The 23,011-nt window shown below is 41.2% G+C and carries 16 protein-coding genes and 2 pseudogenes; 15 read left to right on the top strand and 3 right to left on the bottom strand.

Annotated elements, in window-relative coordinates:
- Positions 1-78: 78 nt before the first annotated feature.
- The 6 genes from ACNOGP_RS12055 (at position 79) to bioD (ending at position 6,946) form a co-directional block, all read left to right on the top strand.
- Positions 79-1,203 (top strand): DUF4421 domain-containing protein, encoded by a 1,125-nt coding sequence (locus ACNOGP_RS12055; RefSeq protein WP_418212897.1) that lies wholly within the window; start codon positions 79-81, stop codon positions 1,201-1,203.
- Between the two features lie 77 nt (positions 1,204-1,280).
- Positions 1,281-3,692, top strand: coding sequence for an adenosylmethionine--8-amino-7-oxononanoate transaminase (bioA, locus tag ACNOGP_RS12050; protein WP_418212896.1), 2,412 nt, complete (start codon positions 1,281-1,283; stop codon positions 3,690-3,692).
- A 22-nt stretch (positions 3,693-3,714) separates the two neighbouring features.
- Positions 3,715-4,869, top strand: coding sequence for an 8-amino-7-oxononanoate synthase (locus ACNOGP_RS12045; protein ID WP_418212895.1), 1,155 nt, complete (start codon positions 3,715-3,717; stop codon positions 4,867-4,869).
- Complete coding sequence (locus ACNOGP_RS12040; protein ID WP_418212894.1) at positions 4,866-5,525, top strand: DUF452 family protein; 660 nt, start codon at positions 4,866-4,868, stop codon at positions 5,523-5,525. Before ACNOGP_RS12045 ends, ACNOGP_RS12040 begins: the two co-directional genes overlap by 4 nt.
- Positions 5,526-5,534: 9 nt before the next feature.
- A complete protein-coding gene (gene bioC, locus ACNOGP_RS12035; protein WP_418212893.1) occupies positions 5,535-6,302 on the top strand; it encodes a malonyl-ACP O-methyltransferase BioC in 768 nt (255 codons plus the stop codon).
- Positions 6,299-6,946, top strand: coding sequence for a dethiobiotin synthase (gene bioD / locus ACNOGP_RS12030; protein WP_272720472.1), 648 nt, complete (start codon positions 6,299-6,301; stop codon positions 6,944-6,946). Before bioC ends, bioD begins: the two co-directional genes overlap by 4 nt.
- 46 nt (positions 6,947-6,992) lie before the next feature.
- On the opposite strand, the pseudogene ACNOGP_RS12025 reads toward bioD, so the two are convergent.
- Positions 6,993-8,912 (bottom strand): annotated as a pseudogene (locus ACNOGP_RS12025) (PAS domain-containing protein); the annotation flags it as partial.
- A gap of 174 nt (positions 8,913-9,086) precedes the next feature.
- On the opposite strand from ACNOGP_RS12025, the gene ACNOGP_RS12020 reads away from it, so the two are divergent.
- A complete protein-coding gene (locus ACNOGP_RS12020) occupies positions 9,087-10,589 on the top strand; it encodes an L-lactate permease (protein WP_186968393.1) in 1,503 nt (500 codons plus the stop codon).
- Between the two features lie 11 nt (positions 10,590-10,600).
- Here the strand turns inward: ACNOGP_RS12020 and ACNOGP_RS12015 are convergent, their stop codons facing one another.
- Both ACNOGP_RS12015 and ACNOGP_RS12010 read right to left on the bottom strand, forming a co-directional pair.
- Entirely contained in the window at positions 10,601-11,356 is a 756-nt protein-coding gene (locus tag ACNOGP_RS12015) for a potassium channel family protein (protein WP_007757800.1), read from the bottom strand.
- Positions 11,357-11,434: 78 nt separating this feature from the next.
- Positions 11,435-11,977 carry a hypothetical protein gene (locus ACNOGP_RS12010; RefSeq protein ID WP_143866416.1) on the bottom strand — a complete coding sequence of 181 codons (543 nt, stop codon included), beginning with the start codon at positions 11,975-11,977 and terminating at the stop codon, positions 11,435-11,437.
- Positions 11,978-12,241: 264 nt separating this feature from the next.
- On the opposite strand from ACNOGP_RS12010, the gene ACNOGP_RS12005 reads away from it, so the two are divergent.
- The 8 genes and pseudogenes from ACNOGP_RS12005 (at position 12,242) to ACNOGP_RS11970 (ending at position 22,461) form a co-directional block, all read left to right on the top strand.
- Complete coding sequence (locus ACNOGP_RS12005; protein WP_418212892.1) at positions 12,242-14,104, top strand: tyrosine-type recombinase/integrase; 1,863 nt, start codon at positions 12,242-12,244, stop codon at positions 14,102-14,104.
- A 460-nt stretch (positions 14,105-14,564) separates the two neighbouring features.
- Positions 14,565-15,446 (top strand): hypothetical protein, encoded by an 882-nt coding sequence (locus tag ACNOGP_RS12000; RefSeq protein ID WP_418212891.1) that lies wholly within the window; start codon positions 14,565-14,567, stop codon positions 15,444-15,446.
- Between the two features lie 1,151 nt (positions 15,447-16,597).
- Positions 16,598-16,798: a hypothetical protein gene (locus tag ACNOGP_RS11995; protein WP_195630017.1), complete on the top strand. Its 201-nt coding sequence runs from the start codon at positions 16,598-16,600 to the stop codon at positions 16,796-16,798.
- Entirely contained in the window at positions 16,791-17,327 is a 537-nt protein-coding gene (locus tag ACNOGP_RS11990; RefSeq protein ID WP_418212890.1) for a hypothetical protein, read from the top strand. Before ACNOGP_RS11995 ends, ACNOGP_RS11990 begins: the two co-directional genes overlap by 8 nt.
- A gap of 549 nt (positions 17,328-17,876) precedes the next feature.
- The gene (locus tag ACNOGP_RS11985) at positions 17,877-19,637 is read left to right on the top strand and encodes a DEAD/DEAH box helicase family protein (protein ID WP_418212889.1); all 1,761 of its coding nucleotides are present in this window, start codon (positions 17,877-17,879) and stop codon (positions 19,635-19,637) included.
- Positions 19,638-20,109: 472 nt separating this feature from the next.
- Positions 20,110-21,126, top strand: a complete 1,017-nt coding sequence (locus tag ACNOGP_RS11980; RefSeq protein ID WP_418212888.1) for a DUF3871 family protein — start codon at positions 20,110-20,112, stop codon at positions 21,124-21,126.
- Between the two features lie 318 nt (positions 21,127-21,444).
- The gene (locus ACNOGP_RS11975) at positions 21,445-21,717 is read left to right on the top strand and encodes a hypothetical protein (protein ID WP_195630013.1); all 273 of its coding nucleotides are present in this window, start codon (positions 21,445-21,447) and stop codon (positions 21,715-21,717) included.
- A gap of 157 nt (positions 21,718-21,874) precedes the next feature.
- Positions 21,875-22,461, top strand: a pseudogene (locus ACNOGP_RS11970) (tyrosine-type recombinase/integrase).
- Positions 22,462-23,011 lie beyond the last annotated feature (550 nt).

The following is a 23,011-nucleotide window of genomic DNA, read 5'->3' as shown; positions in this document are numbered from 1 at the left end:
GAAGATTACTAGCATAAATCAATGAAAGGTCGTACATTCGTGAAACAAAAGACATTCCCAACAGTTATAAGGAACCGTATGGTAAGACAGCTTGTTTTATATATCTCTTTGTTAGTGTCGTTCTCCTTGCAGGCACAGTCTGAAAAGGCGGGTATAACCGTAAACGACAGCATACAGGAAGATTCTATCACCACCCCCAAGCCAAGTGCCTTCAAGAGAGCGATTAAGAAATTTATGAATTTCAGTGATTTCGACACGCTCTACATCAGCCCCAACCGCTATAACTACGCGTTGATGGCTACGCATTTCAGCAACTTTGAATATTACTCGGTCACCAGCGAATTTCCTCAACCGCAGAAACTTAGCTTCTCTCCCAATCCCCACAACAAGATAGGATTGTATTTCGGTTGGAGATGGATCTTCTTAGGATGGTCTGTCGACATTGATGATATTTACCGCAAAACAAACCGGAAAAACAAAGGGACAGAGTTTGATTTGAGCCTGTATAGTTCCAAATTAGGCGTGGACATCTTCTACCGCCGCACGGGAAACAATTATAAAATTCACAAGATCAGAGGTTTCTATGATGAAATACCTTCCGACTACTCCGAAGATTTCAGCGGCTTGAAAGTAGACATCAAAGGACTGAACTTATACTATATATTCAACAACCGGAAGTTTTCTTATCCGGCCGCGTTCAGCCAGTCCACCAACCAACGGCGCAATGCAGGAACATTCATAGCCGGGTTCTCCATCTCAAAACACAATCTCGACTTTGACTACCAGCAACTTCCGGCATATATTCAGGAGAGAATGAATCCCGGCATGAAAGTCAACAAGATAAAATACACCAACGCCAACATCAGTTTCGGCTATGCTTATAACTGGGTATTCGCACGCAACTGTCTGGCTTGCCTGTCGCTCACTCCCGCCATTGCTTACAAGGCCTCCGATGTGGACGCGGAAACGCAGGAAGGGAAAGCATGGTATAGTAAGTTCAATCTGGATTTCCTGCTCCGGGCAGGCGTTGTCTATAACAATGGAAAATATTTCGTCGGCACTTCATTCGTCGGAAAGAACTATAACTATCATCGCAACAATTTCTCCTTGGACAATGGGTTCGGCACTCTTCAGGTATATGCCGGCTTCAACTTCCACCTGCGCAAAGAATACAGGAAAAAGAAAACAAAGCGGGAGTATTAGAAATAGGCAACTTGCTTGCTTATCCAAAGAATCTTTGTACATTTGCCCCGTTTTAAAAGAACAAAAATAAAAAATCAATGAAGCAACAACGCCACATACAGACCACACGTGCCCTTCTTTCCCGTTTCCGCTATTGGGGAAGAAAGAACTATGCCGCTTTTGCGAGCTTAGGACGCGAAGTATGTATCGGGCATCTGCATACCAATGTAGTCGATGTTGCCCTTCGTAAGCAGAATGCTGCACAAACTATCCCTTATCATACATTTATGACACCTCAAGAAATTAAAGACCAAGTGCTGGCAGGCATTGATATATCGCCCGAGCAAGCCGCTTGGCTGGCCAACATGACCGACAGCGAGGCGCTTTACGCCGCCGCACATGAGATTACCGTCGCGCGTGCATCACACGAGTTCGACCTGTGTTCCATCATCAACGCCAAATCCGGCAGATGCCCCGAAAATTGTAAATGGTGCGCACAATCCTCCCACTACAAGACGCAAGCCGAAGTCTATGACCTCCTCCCCGCTGAAGAATGTCTCCGACAGGCACAGTATAATGAAGCCCAAGACATCAACCGTTTCTCCCTCGTCACCAGCGGACGGAAACCCTCTCCCAAACAGATTACCCAACTTTGCGACACAGTCCGCCATATGCGGCGACATTCGTCTATCCAACTTTGCGCCTCATTGGGACTACTTAATGAAGAAGAACTGCATTCCCTGCACGAAGCGGGAATTACCCGCTATCATTGCAATCTGGAAACTGCTCCTTCTTATTTTCCCCAACTTTGTTCCACCCACACACAAGAGCAGAAACTTGCCACACTTGCCGCCGCCCGCCGTGCAGGAATGGATATCTGCTGCGGAGGCATCATCGGCATGGGAGAAACGATGGAACAACGGATTGAATTCGCTTTTATTCTGAAGGAACTGAATGTCCAATCCATCCCCATAAATCTGCTAAGCCCGATTCCCGGAACACCATTGGAAAACGAAAAACCTTTGAGCGAAGAAGAAATTCTCCGGACAATCGCCCTGTTCCGTTTCATCAATCCGACGGCTTTTCTCCGTTTTGCCGGCGGACGCTCGCAACTCTCTCCCGAAGCTATGCACAAGGCACTGCATATCGGTATCAACTCGGCTATCGTAGGCGACTTGCTTACCACACTCGGTTCTAAAGTCTCGGAGGACAAGAAAATGATTCAAGAAGAAGGTTATCATTTTGCCAGCTCCCAATTTGACCGTGAACATCTTTGGCATCCATATACTTCCACAACCGATCCGCTCCCTGTTTACAAAGTAAAACGGGCGGACGGCGCAACCATCACTCTCGAAGACGGACGGGTGTTGATTGAAGGAATGTCTTCATGGTGGTGCGCCGTACACGGATACAACCATCCCGTGCTGAACCAAGCGGCAAAGGAACAATTAGACAAGATGTCCCATGTCATGTTCGGTGGTCTGACACACGACCCCGCCATCGAACTGGGAAAATTGCTGTTACCTTTAGTACCTCCGTCCATGCAAAAGATATTCTATGCGGACTCCGGCTCGGTAGCCGTAGAAGTGGCCTTGAAGATGGCCGTACAATATTGGTATGCAGCAGGACAGCCCGAAAAGAATAATTTCGTGACCATCCGTTCCGGTTATCACGGAGATACATGGAATGCCATGTCCGTTTGCGATCCGGTGACGGGGATGCACAGTCTTTTCGGTTCAGCATTGCCTGTACGTTATTTTGTCCCGTCCCCCACTTCCCGTTTTGATGGAGAATGGAATCCAGAAGATATCATCCCTTTACGGGAAACCATTGAAAAACGTTCCAAAGAGTTGGCGGCACTGATTCTTGAACCGATCGTGCAAGGGGCAGGCGGTATGTGGTTCTACCATCCGCAATACTTGCGTGAAGCGGAAAAACTCTGCCGGAAGCATGGCCTTCTTCTGATTTTCGATGAGATAGCGACAGGATTCGGACGTACCGGGAAACTTTTTGCTTGGGAACACGCCGGAGTAGAGCCCGATATTATGTGTATCGGTAAAGCGTTGACCGGCGGATATATGACACTTTCCGCAGTCTTGGCAAGCAATCAGGTAGCAGACACCATTTCCAATCATGCACCGGGAGCTTTCATGCACGGTCCCACTTTCATGGGCAATCCGCTTGCCTGTGCGGTGGCTTGCGCATCCGTTCGCCTGCTGCTCGAATCCGGCTGGCAGAAGAATGTGCAACGAATCGAAAGCCAACTCAAAGAAGAGCTGGCTCCTGCACGGGAGTTCCCGCAAGTAGCCGATGTACGGGTATTGGGCGCTATCGGAGTAATTGAGATGAAGCGTCCGGTGAATATGGCATACCTGCAACAGCGATTTGTAGAGGAAGGTATTTGGGTACGTCCATTCGGTAAATTGGTTTATCTGATGCCACCTTTCATCATTACTCCCGAACAACTAAGTAAACTGACCTCCGGATTACTCAACGTTATTCAAAATTAGTAGTTACCCAAAATCATAAATAATGATATTAGACTCTATCAACCAAGAACTGCTTGTTCTCAAAGAAAAGAAAAACTACCGTTCTCTCCCGCCATTGATTCACGATGGACGGGAGGTTATTCTGAATGGACAACGGATGTTGAATCTGTCCTCCAATGATTATCTCGGACTGGCTAATGATGTATCATTAAGAGAGGAGTTCTTAAAGACGATGACTCCCGGAACTTTTCTGCCTACTTCCTCTTCTTCCCGGTTGCTGACAGGTAACTTTTCCGATTATCAAGCATTGGAACAACAGTTGGCAACTATGTTCGGAACAGAAAGCGCACTCATATTCAACAGTGGTTATCATGCCAATACAGGGATTCTTCCTGCCGTCAGCAATGCGCAAACACTGATTCTTGCCGATAAGCTGGTGCACGCCAGCCTGATAGACGGAATCAGATTGTCGTCCGCCAAATGTATCCGTTATCGCCACAATGACGCCTCCCAACTGCAACGTTTGGTTTCCGAGAATCACAATCTTTATACACAAATCATCATTGTTACCGAAAGTATTTTCAGTATGGATGGAGATGAAGCCGATCTTCGCGCTCTCGTCCGATTGAAAAAGAGCTATTCCAATGTTCTTCTTTATGTAGACGAAGCTCATGCCTTCGGTGTACGGGGAGAAAAAGGACTAGGATGTGCCGAAGAACAAGACTGTATCAACGATATAGATTTCCTGGTAGGCACGTTCGGAAAGGCAATCGCCTCAGCAGGAGCTTACATTGTCTGCCGCCAGGTTATTCGGGAATACCTGATTAACAAGATGCGTACCTTTATATTCACCACTGCCCTTCCACCTGTCAATATTCAATGGACAGCATGGGTATTGCAACATCTCTCCGCTCTTCAATATAAGCGAACCCACCTCCTGCGCATCAGTGAGAAACTAAAGACAGCACTTACCGGCAAAGGATACCATTGCCCCTCAGCAAGCCACATTGTCCCCATGATTATAGGAGCGAGCGAAGATGCCATACTGCAAGCGGAAGAACTCCAACGTAAAGGATTCTACGCATTACCTGTCCGTCCGCCTACCGTGCCCGAAGGAACTTCCCGTATCCGCTTCTCATTGACGGCGGACATCACAGAACATGAAATCGACCAACTTATAGCCTTGATTAACGGATGAAACAACATTTTATCATAAAGAATAATTCCAAGCGCCTCTTGCTTTTCTTCGCAGGCTGGGGAATGGATGAAATTCCTTTCCTGCAAATCCGCCCGACAGATACTGATTGGATGGTTTGTTATGACTATCGTTCTTTGGAGTTCGATACCGACTTATTACAAGAGTATTCCGAAATCCGTCTCATCGCATGGTCGATGGGGATATGGGTAGCTTCTCAACTCATGAAACAATACCCGTCTCTGCCCATCTCGCATAGTATCGCTATCAATGGGACTCCCTATCCCATACACGAAACGAAAGGGATTGAACCCGCTATATTCGAAGGAACACTGCAAGGGTTGAATGAACAAACACTGCAAAAGTTTCAAAGAAGGATGTGCGGTTCGGCAGCCGAATACAAAGTATTTCAAACAGTAGCTCCGCAACGTCCGGCCGATGAGCTCAAGGAAGAACTAGCCGCCATACAACAACAATACTTGTCATTACCGCCTTCTGACTTCGTATGGCAAAAAGCCATCATAGGAAAGAATGACCGTATCTTCCTACCGGACAATCAACGGCTTGCATGGAAAAACAAGGTAGATATTCTTGAATACTCAGAAGCTGCCCACTACCAACAGGAACTCTTTGAGAGCGTAATCCTACAAACCAAATAAATATCGATTATGAACAAACAACTAATCGCAGAACGTTTCACCAAAGCCATCGCCACTTATCCGCAAGAAGCAAACGTACAAAGACAAATAGCGGACAAAATGATTCACCTGCTTACGGAACATCTACCTTCTCCCTGCCCGAAAGTGATTGAGTTCGGTTGCGGCACGGGAATCTATTCCCGTATGTTGTTTCAGACTCTTCGTCCGGAAATGCTCTTATTGAACGACCTCTGCCCGGAGATGAAATATTGTTGCGAGGATTTGTTAAAGAAAGAGCAAGTGTCTTTCCTGCCGGGAGATGCGGAAACAGCGCCCTTTCCTGCCGAAAGTACCCTGATAACTTCCTGTTCCGCCTTGCAATGGTTCGAATCTCCCGAAAACTTTTTCAAGAGATGTAACACGTTGCTCAACAAACAAGGCTATTTCGCTTTCAGCACCTTTGGCAAAAAGAATATGAAAGAGATACGCCAACTAACAGGCAACGGTCTTCCCTACCGCTCACGAGAAGAACTCGAAACCGCCTTGTCGGCCGACTTTGACATCCTCCATTCGGAAGAAGAACTGATTCCTCTTTCGTTCGACAATCCCATAAAAGTTCTTTATCACTTGAAGCAAACGGGAGTAACCGGAATATCCGGACAATCTTCCGGGCAACTGCGGACCCGTCGTGATTTACAGCGATTCAGCGAGCGTTATACCCAAGAATTCACACGGGGCACTTCCGTGTCTCTGACCTATCACCCTATTTATATCATCGCAAAAAAGAAAGAAGCATGAAACAGAATGTATTTTTCGTTTCCGGTATCGACACCGATGCCGGAAAAAGTTATGCCACCGGCTTTCTAGCCCGTGAATGGAACAAGAACGGACAACGTACCATCACCCAGAAATTTATTCAAACGGGAAATGTAGGTCATTCCGAAGACATCGACCTGCATCGTCGCATTATGGGAATCCTCTTCACCAAAGAAGATGAAGAAGGACTGACTATGCCGGAGATTTTCTCTTATCCCGCTTCCCCCCACCTTGCCTCGCAACTGGACAACCGCCCTATCGACTTCAATAAAATCAAACGGGCAACTGAGAAACTGAGCGAACGATACGACTATGTTTTACTTGAAGGAGCAGGCGGCCTCATGGTCCCGCTAACCACCGGACTGCTGACGATAGACTACATTGCCCAAGAGAAATATCCGCTTATCTTTGTCACTTCCGGCAAACTGGGGAGTATCAATCACACCTTGCTTAGCCTTGAAGCCATACAAAAAAGGGGGATTGTGCTGGATACCGTTCTCTATAATATGTATCCTACGGTAGAAGACAAGACGATTCAGAACGACACGATGAACTTCGTCCGGACATGGTTGGAGAAACACTTCCCGGAGACAAAGTTCATATTGGTTCCTGAAATAAAGTTCTAAACTGTCAGACTGCAACTAACTGTATATGTGCGGAAGTTCAATCAACTTCCGTACACGGTATTATGAAATAAAAAGTCGAACCTTTACCCAGTTCGGAAGTCACCCCTATTTCTCCGCCGATCTTCTCTATAATCATCCGGCAAATGGAAAGCCCCAAGCCTGTGCCCTGCACAAAGCTGTTCAGTTTGACAAAGCGTTCAAAAATATGTCCCACCTTTTCTTTTTCTATTCCTATTCCCGTATCTTTCACATATACACGGACATTCTCCCCTTCTCGTTCAAATCCGAAACGTATCTCTCCCGTATGGGTAAACTTGGTAGCGTTGGTGATAAAATTCGTAATAACCTGCATAATACGATTCGGATCGCCCTCCATCTGCAAGTCCTCTTCTCCATTATTAAAGATGAAGTCCACACCTCCTTTTATACGTTCCTTGTGAACAGCATAGATTGTCCTGCAGACTTCCCCCAGATTCATCGGACGTTTCACATATTCCAACGTGCCCGCTTCTATCTTCGACAAATCCAATATATCATTAATAAGCTGCAACAGAATGTCCGAATTCTGGTTGATAATATCCGAATAAAGTTTCTGTTCTTCGGGGGTATCCGCAGTAGGCAACAACTGCGAAAACCCGACAATCGCATTGAGCGGTGTCCTGATTTCATGACTCATATTCGCCAAAAAAGCACTCTTCAACCTGTCAGACTGCTCTGCTTTGATTCTGGCTTTAATCAATTCCTGTTCTATATTCTGGAGATTCGTGGTATCCCAAGAAATACCGATCAGCAACGGTTCACGGTCTTCCATCGGAACAAGCGCTTTAAGCGTCTGCACAATACGCGCTTCACCGTTAGCCGTCAGATACGTTTCCTGTATATCAATCCTTTGGTGGGTACGAAGCAATTCCAGGTCATCCTTACGGAACTTCTCAGCTTCCTCTGACTGGAAAATTTCGTAATCCGTATGCCCTATCGCTTTGGAAGCAGGGATACCGGAATGTTCGGCAAATGCTTTGTTCCAATACAAATACTTGAACTCATCTGCCGGATCTTTCACAAACAGATAGACCGGAATATTATTCAGAATGCCGTCCAACAACTGATTCAGCTCACGAAGTTCATCCCGTTTCTTTATGACATCGGTAATATCCTGCGTAAAGAACCAGATCAGCTCCTGTTCATTCTCATGTGTCAGGAAAGAAGACACCTGGTGCACCCGCTTCTTCGTCTCTCCCATACGTACGTAAGCGGCACGGTAGGCAAAACTGCCATCATTATCCCGTATTTCCTGAAGTCGTTTTTCCCAAGCCTCTTTCGTGGTCATGGAAACAGGCAAATCATATACCTTCTGAGTCCCCAGTTCCTTAGTCACTCCGTATTCTTCTATGAATTGTTTGTTGGCGTACACCAATGTCCCATCCTTCGACACGGCAAGAATACTATCGCTCACTTTATCAAGTACACTCTTAAAAACTTCCAATTGCCGTTGAGTAGCCACTCTCTCCGATATGTCACGGCACATGATCAGTACATACTTTTCGTCCAATGGGAAAATGCGGTTTTCGTAATAGTGACGCTTGCCGTTGAAATCCAATTCGTGATGTGCGGCAGAGACAGTCCCCGTTGCGACTGCGTGCTGCATATTGGAATGTATGTTCTGATAGGCTTCCGGAGGAACCATATTACGCATATGCATCCCTACAAAATCCTCGTTTGTCACTCCGACATGATTCGTTTCTTCATTGGATACCACTTCGATGCCTATCTCGTTATGATCGAAAACAGTCAACATATCCGGCAAAGAATTCAAGATCTTTACAGCATACCTTTCTTTAAAACTAATAGGATTGGCTTTTTCTTTCTCTTGCCTAAGAGCTGAAAGTTCTTGTTTGAGCCGCTCATTTTCTTTAGTAAGCGCCTCTAATTGTTCAGCCGTTGTTTTTACTGTCCGTTCACTGTCCATAACATAGTGGAATAAAATGTACTTATCTGCCAAAAGTAAATATTTTATTGCATATAAAGACGTAAAATCCTATTTATTTTCGAAAAATCTATTTCCCTCACCGACCCAAGTGAGAGCTTCATTTGTTATACAACTAACCAACGGACGTTTCACCTTTTAAAACCTGATATGATTATGACCTTAGTCCTTGCTATTATTCCGGTATTACTATTAATTGTATTAATGGCATTCTTCAAAATGCCGGGCGACAAAAGCAGTATCATTTCTCTGATCGTAACAATGCTGATTGCCCTCTTCGGCTTCTCTTTTTCTGCGGACAATCTGTTCTATTCCTTTATATATGGAGCACTGAAAGCCGTCTCCCCTATTTTAATCATTATTCTGATGGCTATCTTCAGCTACAATGTATTACTGAAAACAGAGAAGATGGAGATTATCAAACAGCAATTCGCCTCTATCTCTACCGATAAAAGTATCCAAGTCTTGCTACTGACATGGGGATTCGGCGGGTTATTGGAAGCAATGGCAGGATTCGGGACAGCAGTCGCCATTCCGGCAGCGATTCTTATCAGTCTGGGATTCAAACCTATATTCTCGGCTACAGTAAGTCTGATAGCCAATAGTGTGGCTACCGCTTTCGGAGCGATCGGAACTCCTGTACTGGTATTAGCCAAAGAAACCAATCTGGATGTGTTGCATCTCAGTACCAATGTCGTATTACAATTGTCGGTCTTGATGTTCCTTATTCCATTGGTATTGCTTTTTCTTACCGACTCCAAAATCAAATCACTACCAAAGAACATCTTCCTTGCCTTGCTGGTAGGAAGCGTTTCGCTAATCAGCCAATATATGGCAGCCAAATATATGGGAGCCGAATCTCCGGCTATCATCGGAAGCATTCTTTCCATTATTGTGATTGTCTTGTATGGAAAGCTGACCGCATCCAAAGAAGAAAAAGCGCGGAAAAGCCATCTGAAGGTGAAAGATATAATGAACGCATGGAGTATCTATCTGCTGATCTTATTTCTGATTATACTTACCAGCCCTCTTTTTCCAGGATTACGCCATACTTTGGAAAATAACTGGGTCACCAGAATCAGTCTGCCCATTAATTCCTCTACAGCCAACTATACGATTTCCTGGCTGACTCATGCCGGAGTGCTGCTCTTTATCGGCACTTTTGTCGGCGGATTAATACAAGGAGCTAAAGTAAAAGAGTTGTTTACCGTTCTTTGGAATACGGTGAAGCAGCTAAAGAAAACATTTATCACAGTGATATGCCTTGTCGGATTATCTACCATTATGGATACCTCCGGAATGATTGCCGTGATTGCTACCGCACTGGCTACGGCTACAGGAAGTCTATATCCGTTATTCGCTCCGGTGATTGGTTGTCTGGGAACGTTCATCACGGGAAGTGATACGTCATCCAATATTCTCTTCGGAAAGTTACAGGCAAGTGTGGCAGGACAAATTCATGTCAGTCCGGATTGGCTGTCGGCAGCCAATACAGTAGGCGCTACCGGAGGAAAAATCATCTCTCCGCAGAGCATTGCCATCGCTACCTCTGCCGGAAACCAACAGGGTAAGGAAGGTGAGATACTAAAAGCGGCCATCCCGTATGCTTTGGTGTATGTGGCGATAACCGGACTCATCGTTTATATTTTCAGTTCCTGAATCTACAAGATTTATTGAGGGGCGGCAGTATTTGCCTGTTGCTTATGTGCCGGCTCTCCTTTCTCTTCATAATATTCCTGTTTCTCCTTATTTCTCCGTTCAATAATACTGGTTATATAGACAGTGAAGATAGGGAACATCATCATCCCCAAAGCCGCCAGTACAACCGAAAGTACCCGCCCGGTAGTGGTCACGGCTATAATATTCGAGCCAACTGTAGTAACATCCATAAATGCCCACCACAAAGCGTCTGTATATTTAGTGACCAAAGGATTGGCCGTATGTTCAGTAATGAAAAAAGCGAGACTGGCAAAATAGACGGTAGCCAGCAACATCGTCAAATAAGATACAAAAAGCCCTGAAGCCCTGTTGTAAGTAAACCACCCCACTACAATAGCCAGCGCATATCCGCCACGTACCAGAGGGATAAAACGTAACATATAAGTAACTTCGGGTGAGAACGTCCACCCCATATAAGCTATGATATTCTGATAGGGAATGGCAACCAGCAGGAATATAAAGTGAGTAGTGAAATAACGTTTCTTATTATCCGCCAGAATAAATTCGAGAACGAAGTCAACCAGAAACAGTACACAGATCCATAACTGTACTTTCATGTACACACTCTGCGTATAGAAAGGAATACCTTTGAAAGTATCAATAGAGATACTTATGATCAGAAAAAGAGAAAGCAGAAGAATAACAATGTGCAAAATGCCATAGATTCCTTTTTTCCGTAATACGAAGTCGTAAAGAGCCATTTTCATAATCAATCATTTTTTTAGAATTGAAACTCTTAACAAGTAACATATCACGAATGTTTGAACGAATCACCGTGTATTGAATCAAAGTCCTTTCGTAACCACCGGCAAGCCAAAGAAGCCTTTTTGCAAAGTCAGTACTTTCTCCTTCCCTTGCCGCGTCTTGTTATAAACAGCAGAGGATACATGCAACGTTTCCACATTCCCATTTTCAAAAGCAACCTGCAAATAGTATTCTTTACGCACTCCATTCGATACATAACGATGTTTGCCGACCCTGCGGGTTTTCTTATGGGTCTCTATATATTTTTTCTGCACCATAACCGTTTCTTCATATATGGAAGCAGTATCGGCCAGCCAATAATTGCCACTAAGAAACAAGGCATAACTAATAGCGCCCACACAACCAATATGACATAGGACATTCATCACTTTACCCTCTGTTGTAGTCAGCCAAGACCATTTTCTATAAAAAGGCAAAGTGGCAAGAGCGATCAAAAGCGCCACGCCAACAGGAATCCACCATACCGCTAATGTATCCTCATATATCACATAGCCTAATGCTAACGAAATAATAAAGAGGAAAAGCATCATAATACGGAGCGTCTTAACAAAGAAAGTATTCATAATATGACCTTTGTGTTATGTGTAAATTTCGTTGTTACTTTTTTAGCATAAAAAAAGGCTATCTATCCCAGACAGCCAATCTTTTGTTAACCTTAAATCTAATACTATGAAAAACACATTGCAAAGATACGGACTTTCTGTTTAATAACCAAACTTTATTTCAATATATTGTGCAAGGGGTTACAAAACGGACATACCTTATAAAATATCTCATTAATAACCAAATGTAATAACCGATTTTAATAACACTTGGTAATAACAAAGATGAGCGAACAGGTATTTTTAGATTTCAGTTTAAATTTCAATTTACGGCAGACAAAGAAAAATATGCCAACTATTATTTATGCTCTGTTTACCTTTAGAGGGAGACAATACAAGGTCAATATTGGAGCAAAAGTTTATCCAACACAATGGAATAAGCGAAAGCAAATAGCCACTGTTAGCAATGGGCAGACAAGGTTGGATAATCGGAATAATGAGATAGTCAATAAAAAAATAAGGTCGCTTCTTGCTATCTTTGAAGAGAAGAAGAATTATCTTTGTGAAAACTTAGAAAGGATAGATTTCCTTTTTGAGGAAATGAGGCAAGCTATTAATCCTAATCTCAAAACTCGTTTTGCAATTATGAAAGATAACAACCAATTATCCGCAACACTTATCTTAAGTCAAATGGCAGAAAGGAATATTCCTTCAGAGAATAGTCGAAAGATATATCTGGGATATGTAACGGCATTTAAAGAGTATTTGGAAGCTAAAGGTATAAGCAACAGGTTATCTGCCATAAATACAGATGTACTGGAAGATTATCAACAATTTCTACTGGAAAGGAATCCTGCGAGAATTAAAACTCTCCTTAACAAAGTCAAGGGGATTGTAACGTTAATCAACCATGCCAATAAAGATAAAGCTATAAAAGCAAACATAAATACTAACGGCATAACGTACTTGGAAGATAAACGAAGTAAAGAGCAGAAGAAAAGTAAACAAGTTCCATTAACAGAAGAACAATTATTAGCCATATATAATTACACTGATTTAAATGCCAAAGAGAGTGAAGCTAAAGATTTGTTTATTTGTCAGTGCTTGTTAGGACAGCGTATTTCAGATTTACCCAAAATATTTAAGGGAGAATATACGATTACAAAACTAGAGGATGGTAATGAAGTGATTTCGTTTATAGTCCAAAAGACCACAGAACAAGCTACATTACATCTCTTTCCTGTAGTAAAAGAAATTTTAGAGAGGTACAAGCAAACAGGTTTCAAGCATATAGATTTGCTTACAGAAGATGAAAAAGTAATCAGTAGAAATGAAGCTAAGCTGAATAAAACAATAAAACAGGTATGCAAAAAAGCGGGACTGGATAGCGATATAAACTATGTTGAACAAATAGGCAGCAATATAGTCAAAAAGAGAAAGAAACTATTTGAGCTGATTCATACTCAAACAGCAAGACATACTTTTATCACTTTGATGTGTCGCTTCGGGATTCCTAAAGAAGATGTTATAATAGCAACCGCACATACAGATACCACAATGATAGACGATGTTTATTTGCACGAAACAGTAAATGACAAAGGGACAAGGCTCATTAATTCTTTAAAGAAAATCGAAGGTAGTACATTATTCAAGATTGGAGAGACAAACAACACGGTAGATATGAATGAAGAAGAAACGGCTAAGAAACCAATTTCAACTGCAAGCGTGACTGATAATATAACCTTCGATACTCTGTTGGACACTCAATTTTTCGCTTCTAAAATCAATAAAGCCTGTGATATGTCTGAACGTATGGGGTATGTGAAAGATGGCAAGCTATATGATTACAATAGCGAAATAAGTGGTATTGTGAAAGAAGTGGAGGCTTTTATGCAATCTCCTGCCTCCGGCTTTGAGGTAGCCCATAAATATGTTGAGCGGCTGTCTGTTGGTAATCTGTCCAATTTGAGGGATGAGCTTAAATTGCTAATTGTCAAATGTATAAAGATAGAGGTAAATATGGAAACCATCATGCAGATTATTGACAAGGCTTTCAGAATAGGTATTCTGGATAATGACAGCCTTAATGACATGAAAGAAATTGTAGCAGCAATATTGAAGGCTAAAGACAAGGAAAACGGAAAGTGATTTTGGAACGGAATACTATCCAAACCGCCATATTCTCTCCGGACAGATACGGCTGTAAGGAGAATTTAGGCATGATAGAATTTCATTAACTGACGTTAACAGAAATCTAATCTTGTAGCTAATCCGGACGAAATCAAGCACTTACAAAAAACAATGACTGTAAAATTTGGATGTTATCAGTAAAATGACTTACCTTTGCAGCAGTTAAATGATTAACTCATATTGTTGATGAGTAAGCATTGGACAACTCGTTCTTTGACATCATGTACAATCTGACACCGGCACTTATGTGCTATAAGCTATCACTTTTTATTTGGAAGTGAGAAGCTGTGGCAATTATTCATAATTGTTATCTACATATTATTTATAGAGTGGGAGCTACCTGCCGGGTACATGTTGAATCGTAAATATACGGTATAAACTTGTACTATTATTATCAATAATAATAAATAATAACAATATGAAAACAATAAATCTCGGAAGCCAAGACGCTCCCAAGTGGTATCATATTGCCACAATTAATATAAATGGCAAAGACCTAGAAATCATTCCTGCCTTCACCGATTATTCTATCAAACGTAAAAACTTTGAGAAGGATAAAGTGTATGAATCTATAGATAAGAGCAAGCTCTTGCCGACCAAATTCTGCTTTTGTAGTGCAGAACCATTTTACGCAGAGAATGTTTCTCTATACGATTATGACGGCAGGAAGATTGAGAGTCTTCCCGATAATGCTCCGGCAGTAATGGTCTATCTGGACAAAGCCGATAATGTTAATCTGTTCGGTCTGATAGATGAGCCATTACAAGTTGAAATAGTGGAATGCGATAGTGTTTCTGACGCTTATCGCAGAGTAGCAACAACTGCATATCTCTCCCAATGCCCTTCAAAGGATGAGTGGATAGGATATGCGGGTATTGTTACGGGAAATGAATTATTACTGAACATCCGCAAGTTCGGTATAATATACTGTATGTCCGGTACTGCCGTACAGGGATATTTTGGAATGACTACTACCGTTGCTTTATTACAAAACAAAGCCCTTGCTATAAATTCTTCTTCTTTTACAGGAGAATACAGAAGTTATCAGCAGGCAGAACTATTGATGAAGGCAACAGTAGAAGCCTTTGGAGTAAAAGCTGCAAAACAGACCAGATATATTAAAGCCATTAATTATTGCATTTTGCAATATGGTTTTGATACAGTTTGTGATGTATTGAACAGCATTGAAGCAACTGAAAAGTTGCAAATTGCAGCAGCTAATTGCGAAGATAAGATTAGCTGCATTCAGCAATTAATCATAGAACGTGTTGTTGCGATGCGCAAAACTCAACAACAATAAAGATAACCGGATTGTACATGATATAATAAGAGGACGTTCCTTTTCAAAGGTTCGTCCTCTTTCTGTTTGACAGTGTTTTTTCCTGTCTCAAAGAATCAGGGCTTCCGGTAAGCCTGAATGTCAGATTCTCCCCGAGTGGCTACGGTCATGGGGAGAATCCGGGCTTTAGAGCAGCCTCAACTCCGAATATCCATAAACCCACCCTACCATTAGGCTACTTCCCCTAAAAGCCGTACCTTTGCGCTGTGATTCAAAGTCCGGTGGTCATTTTCCCCGTCACCTAGATTCACCACTACAGACCGATGTCTGTTCAAATCGAAAAGGTTGACCTATCCCGCCACCCGAGAATCGGCACTACAGCACGCCATAAAGTCCGCAAGACTTCACAGGGGCTTCGGGCTGCTACCGATACACCAAGATGCAAAAATGAGACAGGGCAAGACAGACGCAGGTTAATCCCACTCCATTCCCGACCTTCAAACACTCCATAAACGGTCGGAATCGAGGTCAGGGCTACCGGAACAGACCTCCTTTTCTTCTCATGAAACCCTCTACACGAAGTTTCAAGAAAGTTAGAAAACTGTTATGCCACCTTCAAGAAGTGCAGTATCTTTGCACCATCAACATGAGACAAGAGTGGTACTACTGAAACGAGTGAATTACCGACTTGAAGTATATCTGAAATCTACTACTTGAATTTGTACCACTCACCACATCAAGATTCACATTCTATAATTCAAATTTATGTATAATGGCAATGAATGTGCAATTTACCACTTCGAGCTACTTCATTAAAGACATCCCAGTAGCAATTTTAGACAAAAGAGAGATTATAAAGCTTAAGATGCAGCGATACAGAGACGTGAAGGTCTATTTGCATAGCTTCATACTACCAGATTACATGACAGATGAATATGTGTCAGGACAACTGGATGCATTTGCATCACACATACTGTTCCCGTATCTCATACTTTCCATAGCGAACACGACAATCTACAACCCTAGACTTGTCGCCAAGAATGTGAATGGTATAGTACACATATACCTATGCTTTGAGCATGAATAGAGCCAATTCTAAAAGGTTGGCTCTGCTCTTGCCAATAGCGAAACACTACAGATTACCACAATTAACAAATTAATGAATTTTCCTAATGAAGAAGAATGAATTTAATTTTGAAGAACTACGTGAGCTTGCATTGGCTCACCAAGTAGAAGACAGTAAAACCGTGATTGGGATATGGGCTAAGCTCAATGGCTATTCCAAGAGACGCAAGCAAAGAGATAACAAGGTTTACACCGTATATGTCAAGATGAATGATATTAATTTACAAAACAATAAGAACTATGAGTGATTATAAAATGATTAAAAGCTTTAATATTGAGAAGTATAATGAGAAGGTAACAGAGTTGGAAAGAGCAATAGAGATAATTAACATGAATCTTTATAATTGTATGGTATTTGGGATGGAAGTACCGTCAAGCCCTGACTTCATTCAGGAATGGCTTGATAATCCTATGACCACCATGTATAGTGATGTATTGAGCTTGAAAAATGTGTCCAAAGTTGAGATTCCATGGGTGATGAAGGAGTTCAATGACCCAGAAGCTATATTAAATCTAATGAAAGAGGCTATTGGAATTGTCAATCGTATGACAGAGGATATGAGTCCACTCATTGAAATATTACCTTACGTAAAGGGGGCGTATGGCATACTATTTACTCTTGCAGACGACTGGAAAGAGCAATGGGAGGAATGCAGAAATGTAATCACTAAGACCAAAGATGCAGAGCGGCTTATTATGGAGCAATGTGCAGAATATGAAGAGACGTATGTGACTTGGTACTTTACTCCCAATCCATCCCACAGAGCACACGCTTAACTTTGTTAGAAGATTGGATATGAAAATGGATATGAAAATGTAAGATGATATATGAATGACTTCTAGTGAAGGGAGGACTGTGCAAACGGTTCTCCCTTTTCGTGTTTATAGGTATCAGAGCGACATATATCCCCAACTGGATATGCTACCAAATCCAATTACCTGTTACCATGTGAGCCTGTAATGGGAATCAAAAACATATTGGCATTTGAAGCTGTAGGATTCCAATGTTCAAATAGGGGGTGTGGCTCATTTCTGCCATTTACCAATACAGGTACAAATCAGGTCATGGATTTACATGTCCTGCTCCAAGTCTCCCTGATACACGTTCACTACAATGCAGACACCGCACAAATTTACGATTGAGCCAATCACGCTGTAAATCTACAGACATTATGATGTGCTTATGGCATAATTCTTATGGACGAGTTTTTCTTCAAATCGTCCTTATATAAGAAGGAAAATATAACCCTGTTTAAACTTAACCTAAAGTCAGATATTTCAAATACACAGATTGCAATTTTATAAATCAAACTTAATCTATACGTAATGAAACAAGAAATCATTAATGGCGGCAATGCCAGATACTTGGGAGAATTAGAAAGATTTAAAGACGGTATTCCCTTTGGAATCGTAAATAAGACAAAGACAGATGTAGGTGGTACTTATGTAGCTGCCAATTGCAGCAGTAACTATATTATCGTTTGCCCGTTCAAGGACTTGGTGGATAGTATAGCGGCAGATAGGAATAACAGGTATGAGGTATTCAAATGTTATGGTGGCGTAAGAGAATACCAGTTCAGGAAGTATATCAAAAACAATACCACGTATAAAATAGCCGTGACCTATGACAGTCTGCCCAAGTTGGTTGGATGGTTGGGCAGTACAGAAGGATGGAAAGTATTGGTGGATGAGTACCATCTAATCTTGGAAGATATGGATTTCAGGTACGATGCAATTAACGGCTTGATGGAAGAGATACAGAAGTTCAGGCATTATTCTTTTTTGTCTGCCACTCCAATTGACCTTGACTTTGAGATAGATTTCCTGAAACAGCTTCCACATTACAAAGTCCAATGGGATGGAGTGACGAAAATAACTCCTATCAGATACAAGGTGACGCAATTAACCAAAGGACTGGCTAGATTCATACAGATATTTCTGGATGAGGGTATATCAGTTCCGGATATAAACGGCAATGTCAGCAAAGTGGAAGAACTGTATATTTTCATCAATTCAGTGACCAGTATCAGGCAGATAGCGGACACATTGAAACTGAATCCTGATGATGTGAAAATATGCTGTGCTGACAGAATCAGGAATAGCAAGTTATTGGGTGAATACCAGATAGAATCAGTCAGCAGTCCCAATAAGAAGATTAACTTCTTTACAAAGAAATGCTTTCAGGGATGCAACCTTTTCACCAATAACGGGCTGATAATAGTAGCCAGTGACGCATACAGGACGCAGACTTTGGTGGATATAAGTACTACAATGGAACAGATAGCGGGAAGAATCAGAATCAATGATGAATACCAGAACATCTTTAGGAATGTGATAGTCCATCTGTTCTCCACCAATAAGAATGTTATGAGCGATGAAGAGTTTGCAATGCTGATGCAGGATAAGGAGAATGAAGCTGACAGGCTACTAAGCGGGTGGAACAAGCTGGACAAGGAAGAAAGGCAGACCTATATTAAAAGGATGAACCTAGACACAGAACTAGTCTCCATTATTAATGGCAGAATGGTATATAACAATCTGAAAAAGCAGTCATTCATTTACAAGCAGGAACTAAGAAAAGTCTATAAGGATGGAATCAGTATCAGGGACAGTTTTCAGCAGTCAGAGAGATTCGAACTGACCAACCAGAATGAATGGGAAGATTTCAATATCAAACTGGCAAAGGCTGTGACTGTCAGTTATGAGCAACTGCTCAAAGATTATCTGGATTCCCCTTCCGAATCTTATGAACAGGAATATCCTGAATTTCCCCTAATCAAAAGATACTTGAAGGAATCTGAAATGAATACCCTTAGATGGAACAGGGAGAAGATTCTAAAAGCAGTAGAGGATAAGAGACGGATGGATAAGGCTTTCTTGGCTATATATCAGTCTGGCTTTATCAGCAATAAGGATTTGAAAAATAAATTGAAGGATGAGTTTGGCAGATTGGGAATCAAGTTATCCCCAAAAGCCAACCTGATAGAGCACTGTACCCTTTACCATGTGGAGAAGGCTAGCAGGAAGATAGACGGGAAAACTGTCAGTGGCTATGAACTTGACAGGATGGTACTCACCTTTGAATAAGAATCTACCAATATGACAGAACAAGGCAAGCATAAAGCTCCAGACCGTTAATAAGGTTTGGGGCTTTGTTTGTATATCCCCAACTCAAAAATATAGGTACTTGAAATCATACCCCCGCCCCTTCTATTGAGGAAGTACTTTCTATTTGGACTTCATGTTTTGATAAAGTAAAATATTTGATTTGTCAGAAAGTACGTAGGGATATATCAGATGTATATCATGCGCTTAACTGTTGTGTTTACCCTTACACCCCTCACCAATTGGTAGGAAAAATGAAAAGATGCACATAAAGCACTTTCCCTCTCCCAATGAGTTTTTTGTGTAAATCGCCAATCTGGTAAAGGCAGATTATTTATGATTTACTACATGATTACACATTTGTAAGAGAGTGGAAAGTTCTTTGTGTCAAACTATCATTTTGTCCTTAAATGCACTATTTACTAATCATATTAACTTAATAATTTATCAGATTATGGAAACGTTACAGATTATGCCAGTACAGAGAACTAGTAGTAGAAACTTTGGTGATTATGTGGAAGAAGCGGTAATAGTTGAAGAGCAACCTACCAAACAGAAGCGACCGTTATTCATTGAAGCCAACACGATTGAAGCCAGTTTGGAACATCTAAGGAATGATTGTATTATACCTGTATTCGCAAAGGACAACGAAGCTACATTGTCTCATGTGGCTTTCATTGAAGCGGTACAGGATGCAGCCAATACATTCTTTAGCGGTGAACAAATTGAATCGCCAGACATTTGTGTTTCTCATGTGATTAAAGGTAGAATACCGGAAGCGATACATAAGCCAGCCAATCAGTTATTAGAGAGTGACAAGACTATCTACTACGAGCGGTGCGCTTTCGTTATTGAAATTCCTACTATCTATGAGACGGTACATGGTAACAGGCTAACACTTACTATTGGTGGTGTCAGAGCCTATAACCACACGAACCTCTACAGCAAAAAAGGAGCTGAAAGATTCAAGGTTTTTATTGGTTTCACCTGTAAGGTTTGCACCAATCTATGTGTGTCTACAGACGGCTATCTTAGTTGCTTGGAAGTTACTAATACAAGGGATTTATATCAAGCTGTATTAGAGATGTTCCACAAATATGATGCAGCCAAACACATACATTTGATGCAGACTTTAGGCAATACCAGTATGACAGAACATCAATTCTGCCAACTACTTGGAAGGATGAGACTTTACCAGTCATTACCGCAAGGCTACCAAAAGGACATACCTAAAATGTTGCTAACTGATACACAGGTTAACAATGTGGCTAAAGCGTATATCAATGATGAGAACTTTGGCAGTTTGGGAAATGACTTGTCTATGTGGAAGTTCTACAACTTGCTCACAGGTGCTAATAAGAGCAGCTATATAGATTCATTCTTGGATAGAGCCTATAATGCTACAGAATTGGCAACAGGGATATGTTCCGCTTTACATGGTGACAACAAATACCAGTGGTTTCTTAGTTAGTGGTATTTGAGAATACACAGGATTGTCAAATACAGAAAAAGGACATCTATATAATAAAGTATAGGTGTCCTTTCTTTATTCCATCACTTATTAATAATCAAAGATTATGTTACAAGCATTATTAATCGCTACATTTTGGATTATAGCTTTCTTTATTGCGTGTGCAATTTCACCTATCGCATTCATCTTGATGCTTATTTGGACTATATATCAATATTTCAAATTATTATGTTGAGATAGCACATTGAAATGCAGAGAAACAAAGGGCATCTATACAGGTGCTCTTTTCATTTATAAACCTCTTAAATATTAAAGAATATGGTAATAGAAGGCAGTCGCGAATACAAGGCAGCGCAAGAACTTGAAAGAGCCTTGAACGATTATGGTTGGAATCCAAAAAGATTTGCTGAAAGTACAAGGTATTATCACCGTACACTACAGCAGGAATTAATGAAAACCATTGTAGAGATTATCCGCATGGTTGGTAGCAAGAACTATGGCACAGACCTTAGGAATCAGGCATCGCACGAACTTTGTAAAAGGATAGTTGATAGCGGTGTATTGGATGAAGCCTATTTGCCATTTATATAGGCAAAATGAAGTAAGGACATTATTTGTTTGGTGTCCTTGCTTTATAAAAATGTTCACTTTGACAATTAGTGAATGTTTGCCTAGTAATCAGCAAGTTAGATATTCCAGTTAGAAATTAATTTTCACTTTTATTTGTTTAACCACATAACTGAACATTATGAGCTTGAAATACAGTAATACAACGGCTGATTTCCTACTATGGGATGAAGCCATGAATTTAAAAGGAAGTTGGCAAAAGACGGTAATTATAAAATGTCACTTCTTATTGCTTTGGGTTGTTTCACAGGTCTAAGAATTTCTGATATTCTTTCTTTAAGATGGAATCAGATATTAGATACAGACGAGTTTACCATCATAGAACATAAAACGAAAAAGAAACGGACTATCAGAGTAAATCTACAACTGAAAAAGCATATCAGGGATTGCTATGAGCATATACAGCCTGTTGGTATTAATGCTCCTATCCTGATAAGCCAGAAAGGAACAGTTTTCAGTATTCAGAGGATAAATGAAGTATTGAAAGAGATTAAGAAGAAATACAGGCTACAAATAGGCAATTTTTCATGTCATTCTCTTAGAAAGACTTTTGGCAGACAGGTGTATAACATGAATAACGATAATTCAGAGCTTGCACTTGTTAAATTGATGGAGTTATTCAATCATTCAAGTGTATCAATTACTAAAAGATACTTGGGACTAAGACAGGAAGAGTTACTTAATACTTATGACTGTCTTAGCTTCTAATAGTTGGGTTGGTATGAAAGTTCTAAATTCCTGTTTATATGGAGACTTGGCAAGTTTCATACCAGCCTTGAATTATAGACTACAGGTATCTCTCAATTTTTAATAAGCAATAGTTCTTGCTAATTAAACAACTTTTAGTAACTTTGTTGCAATTTCAGACTTCTATGGAGATAGTTCTGAAAGAACATAGTTAACGAAGAGCGTTTAAAATATTATCCTACGTTGAAATCTGGACAATTTCATAAGTCAAGGATAATAAGCAAGAACGCTCACGTCAATGTTATATACCTATCTTATATGGATAGTCTATATATCGTTTGGCGTGGGCTATTGTTTATTACTTGACTTAGGGCAGTCCAGAGCCTCAACGTAGTAATATTCAGTAGTTCCCACGCTTTTGTATGTAGTAGCCAACTCTAGGGAACAGGTTGGCATTAAATACAAAAATATAAGAAACAGACAGTCTATCTAATTTACCAATCAGTAATCTTATTAAAGAAGTGTGCAACTTTCTATGTTGTGTTCCTCACACTTGTATCTCAATTAGTAA

This window comes from Bacteroides difficilis, from assembly GCF_048319815.1.
GTDB lineage: Bacteria > Bacteroidota > Bacteroidia > Bacteroidales > Bacteroidaceae > Bacteroides > Bacteroides zhangwenhongii.
The sequence above is the reverse complement of the archived record's forward strand: the minus strand, read 5'-3'. Positions and strand labels throughout refer to the sequence as shown.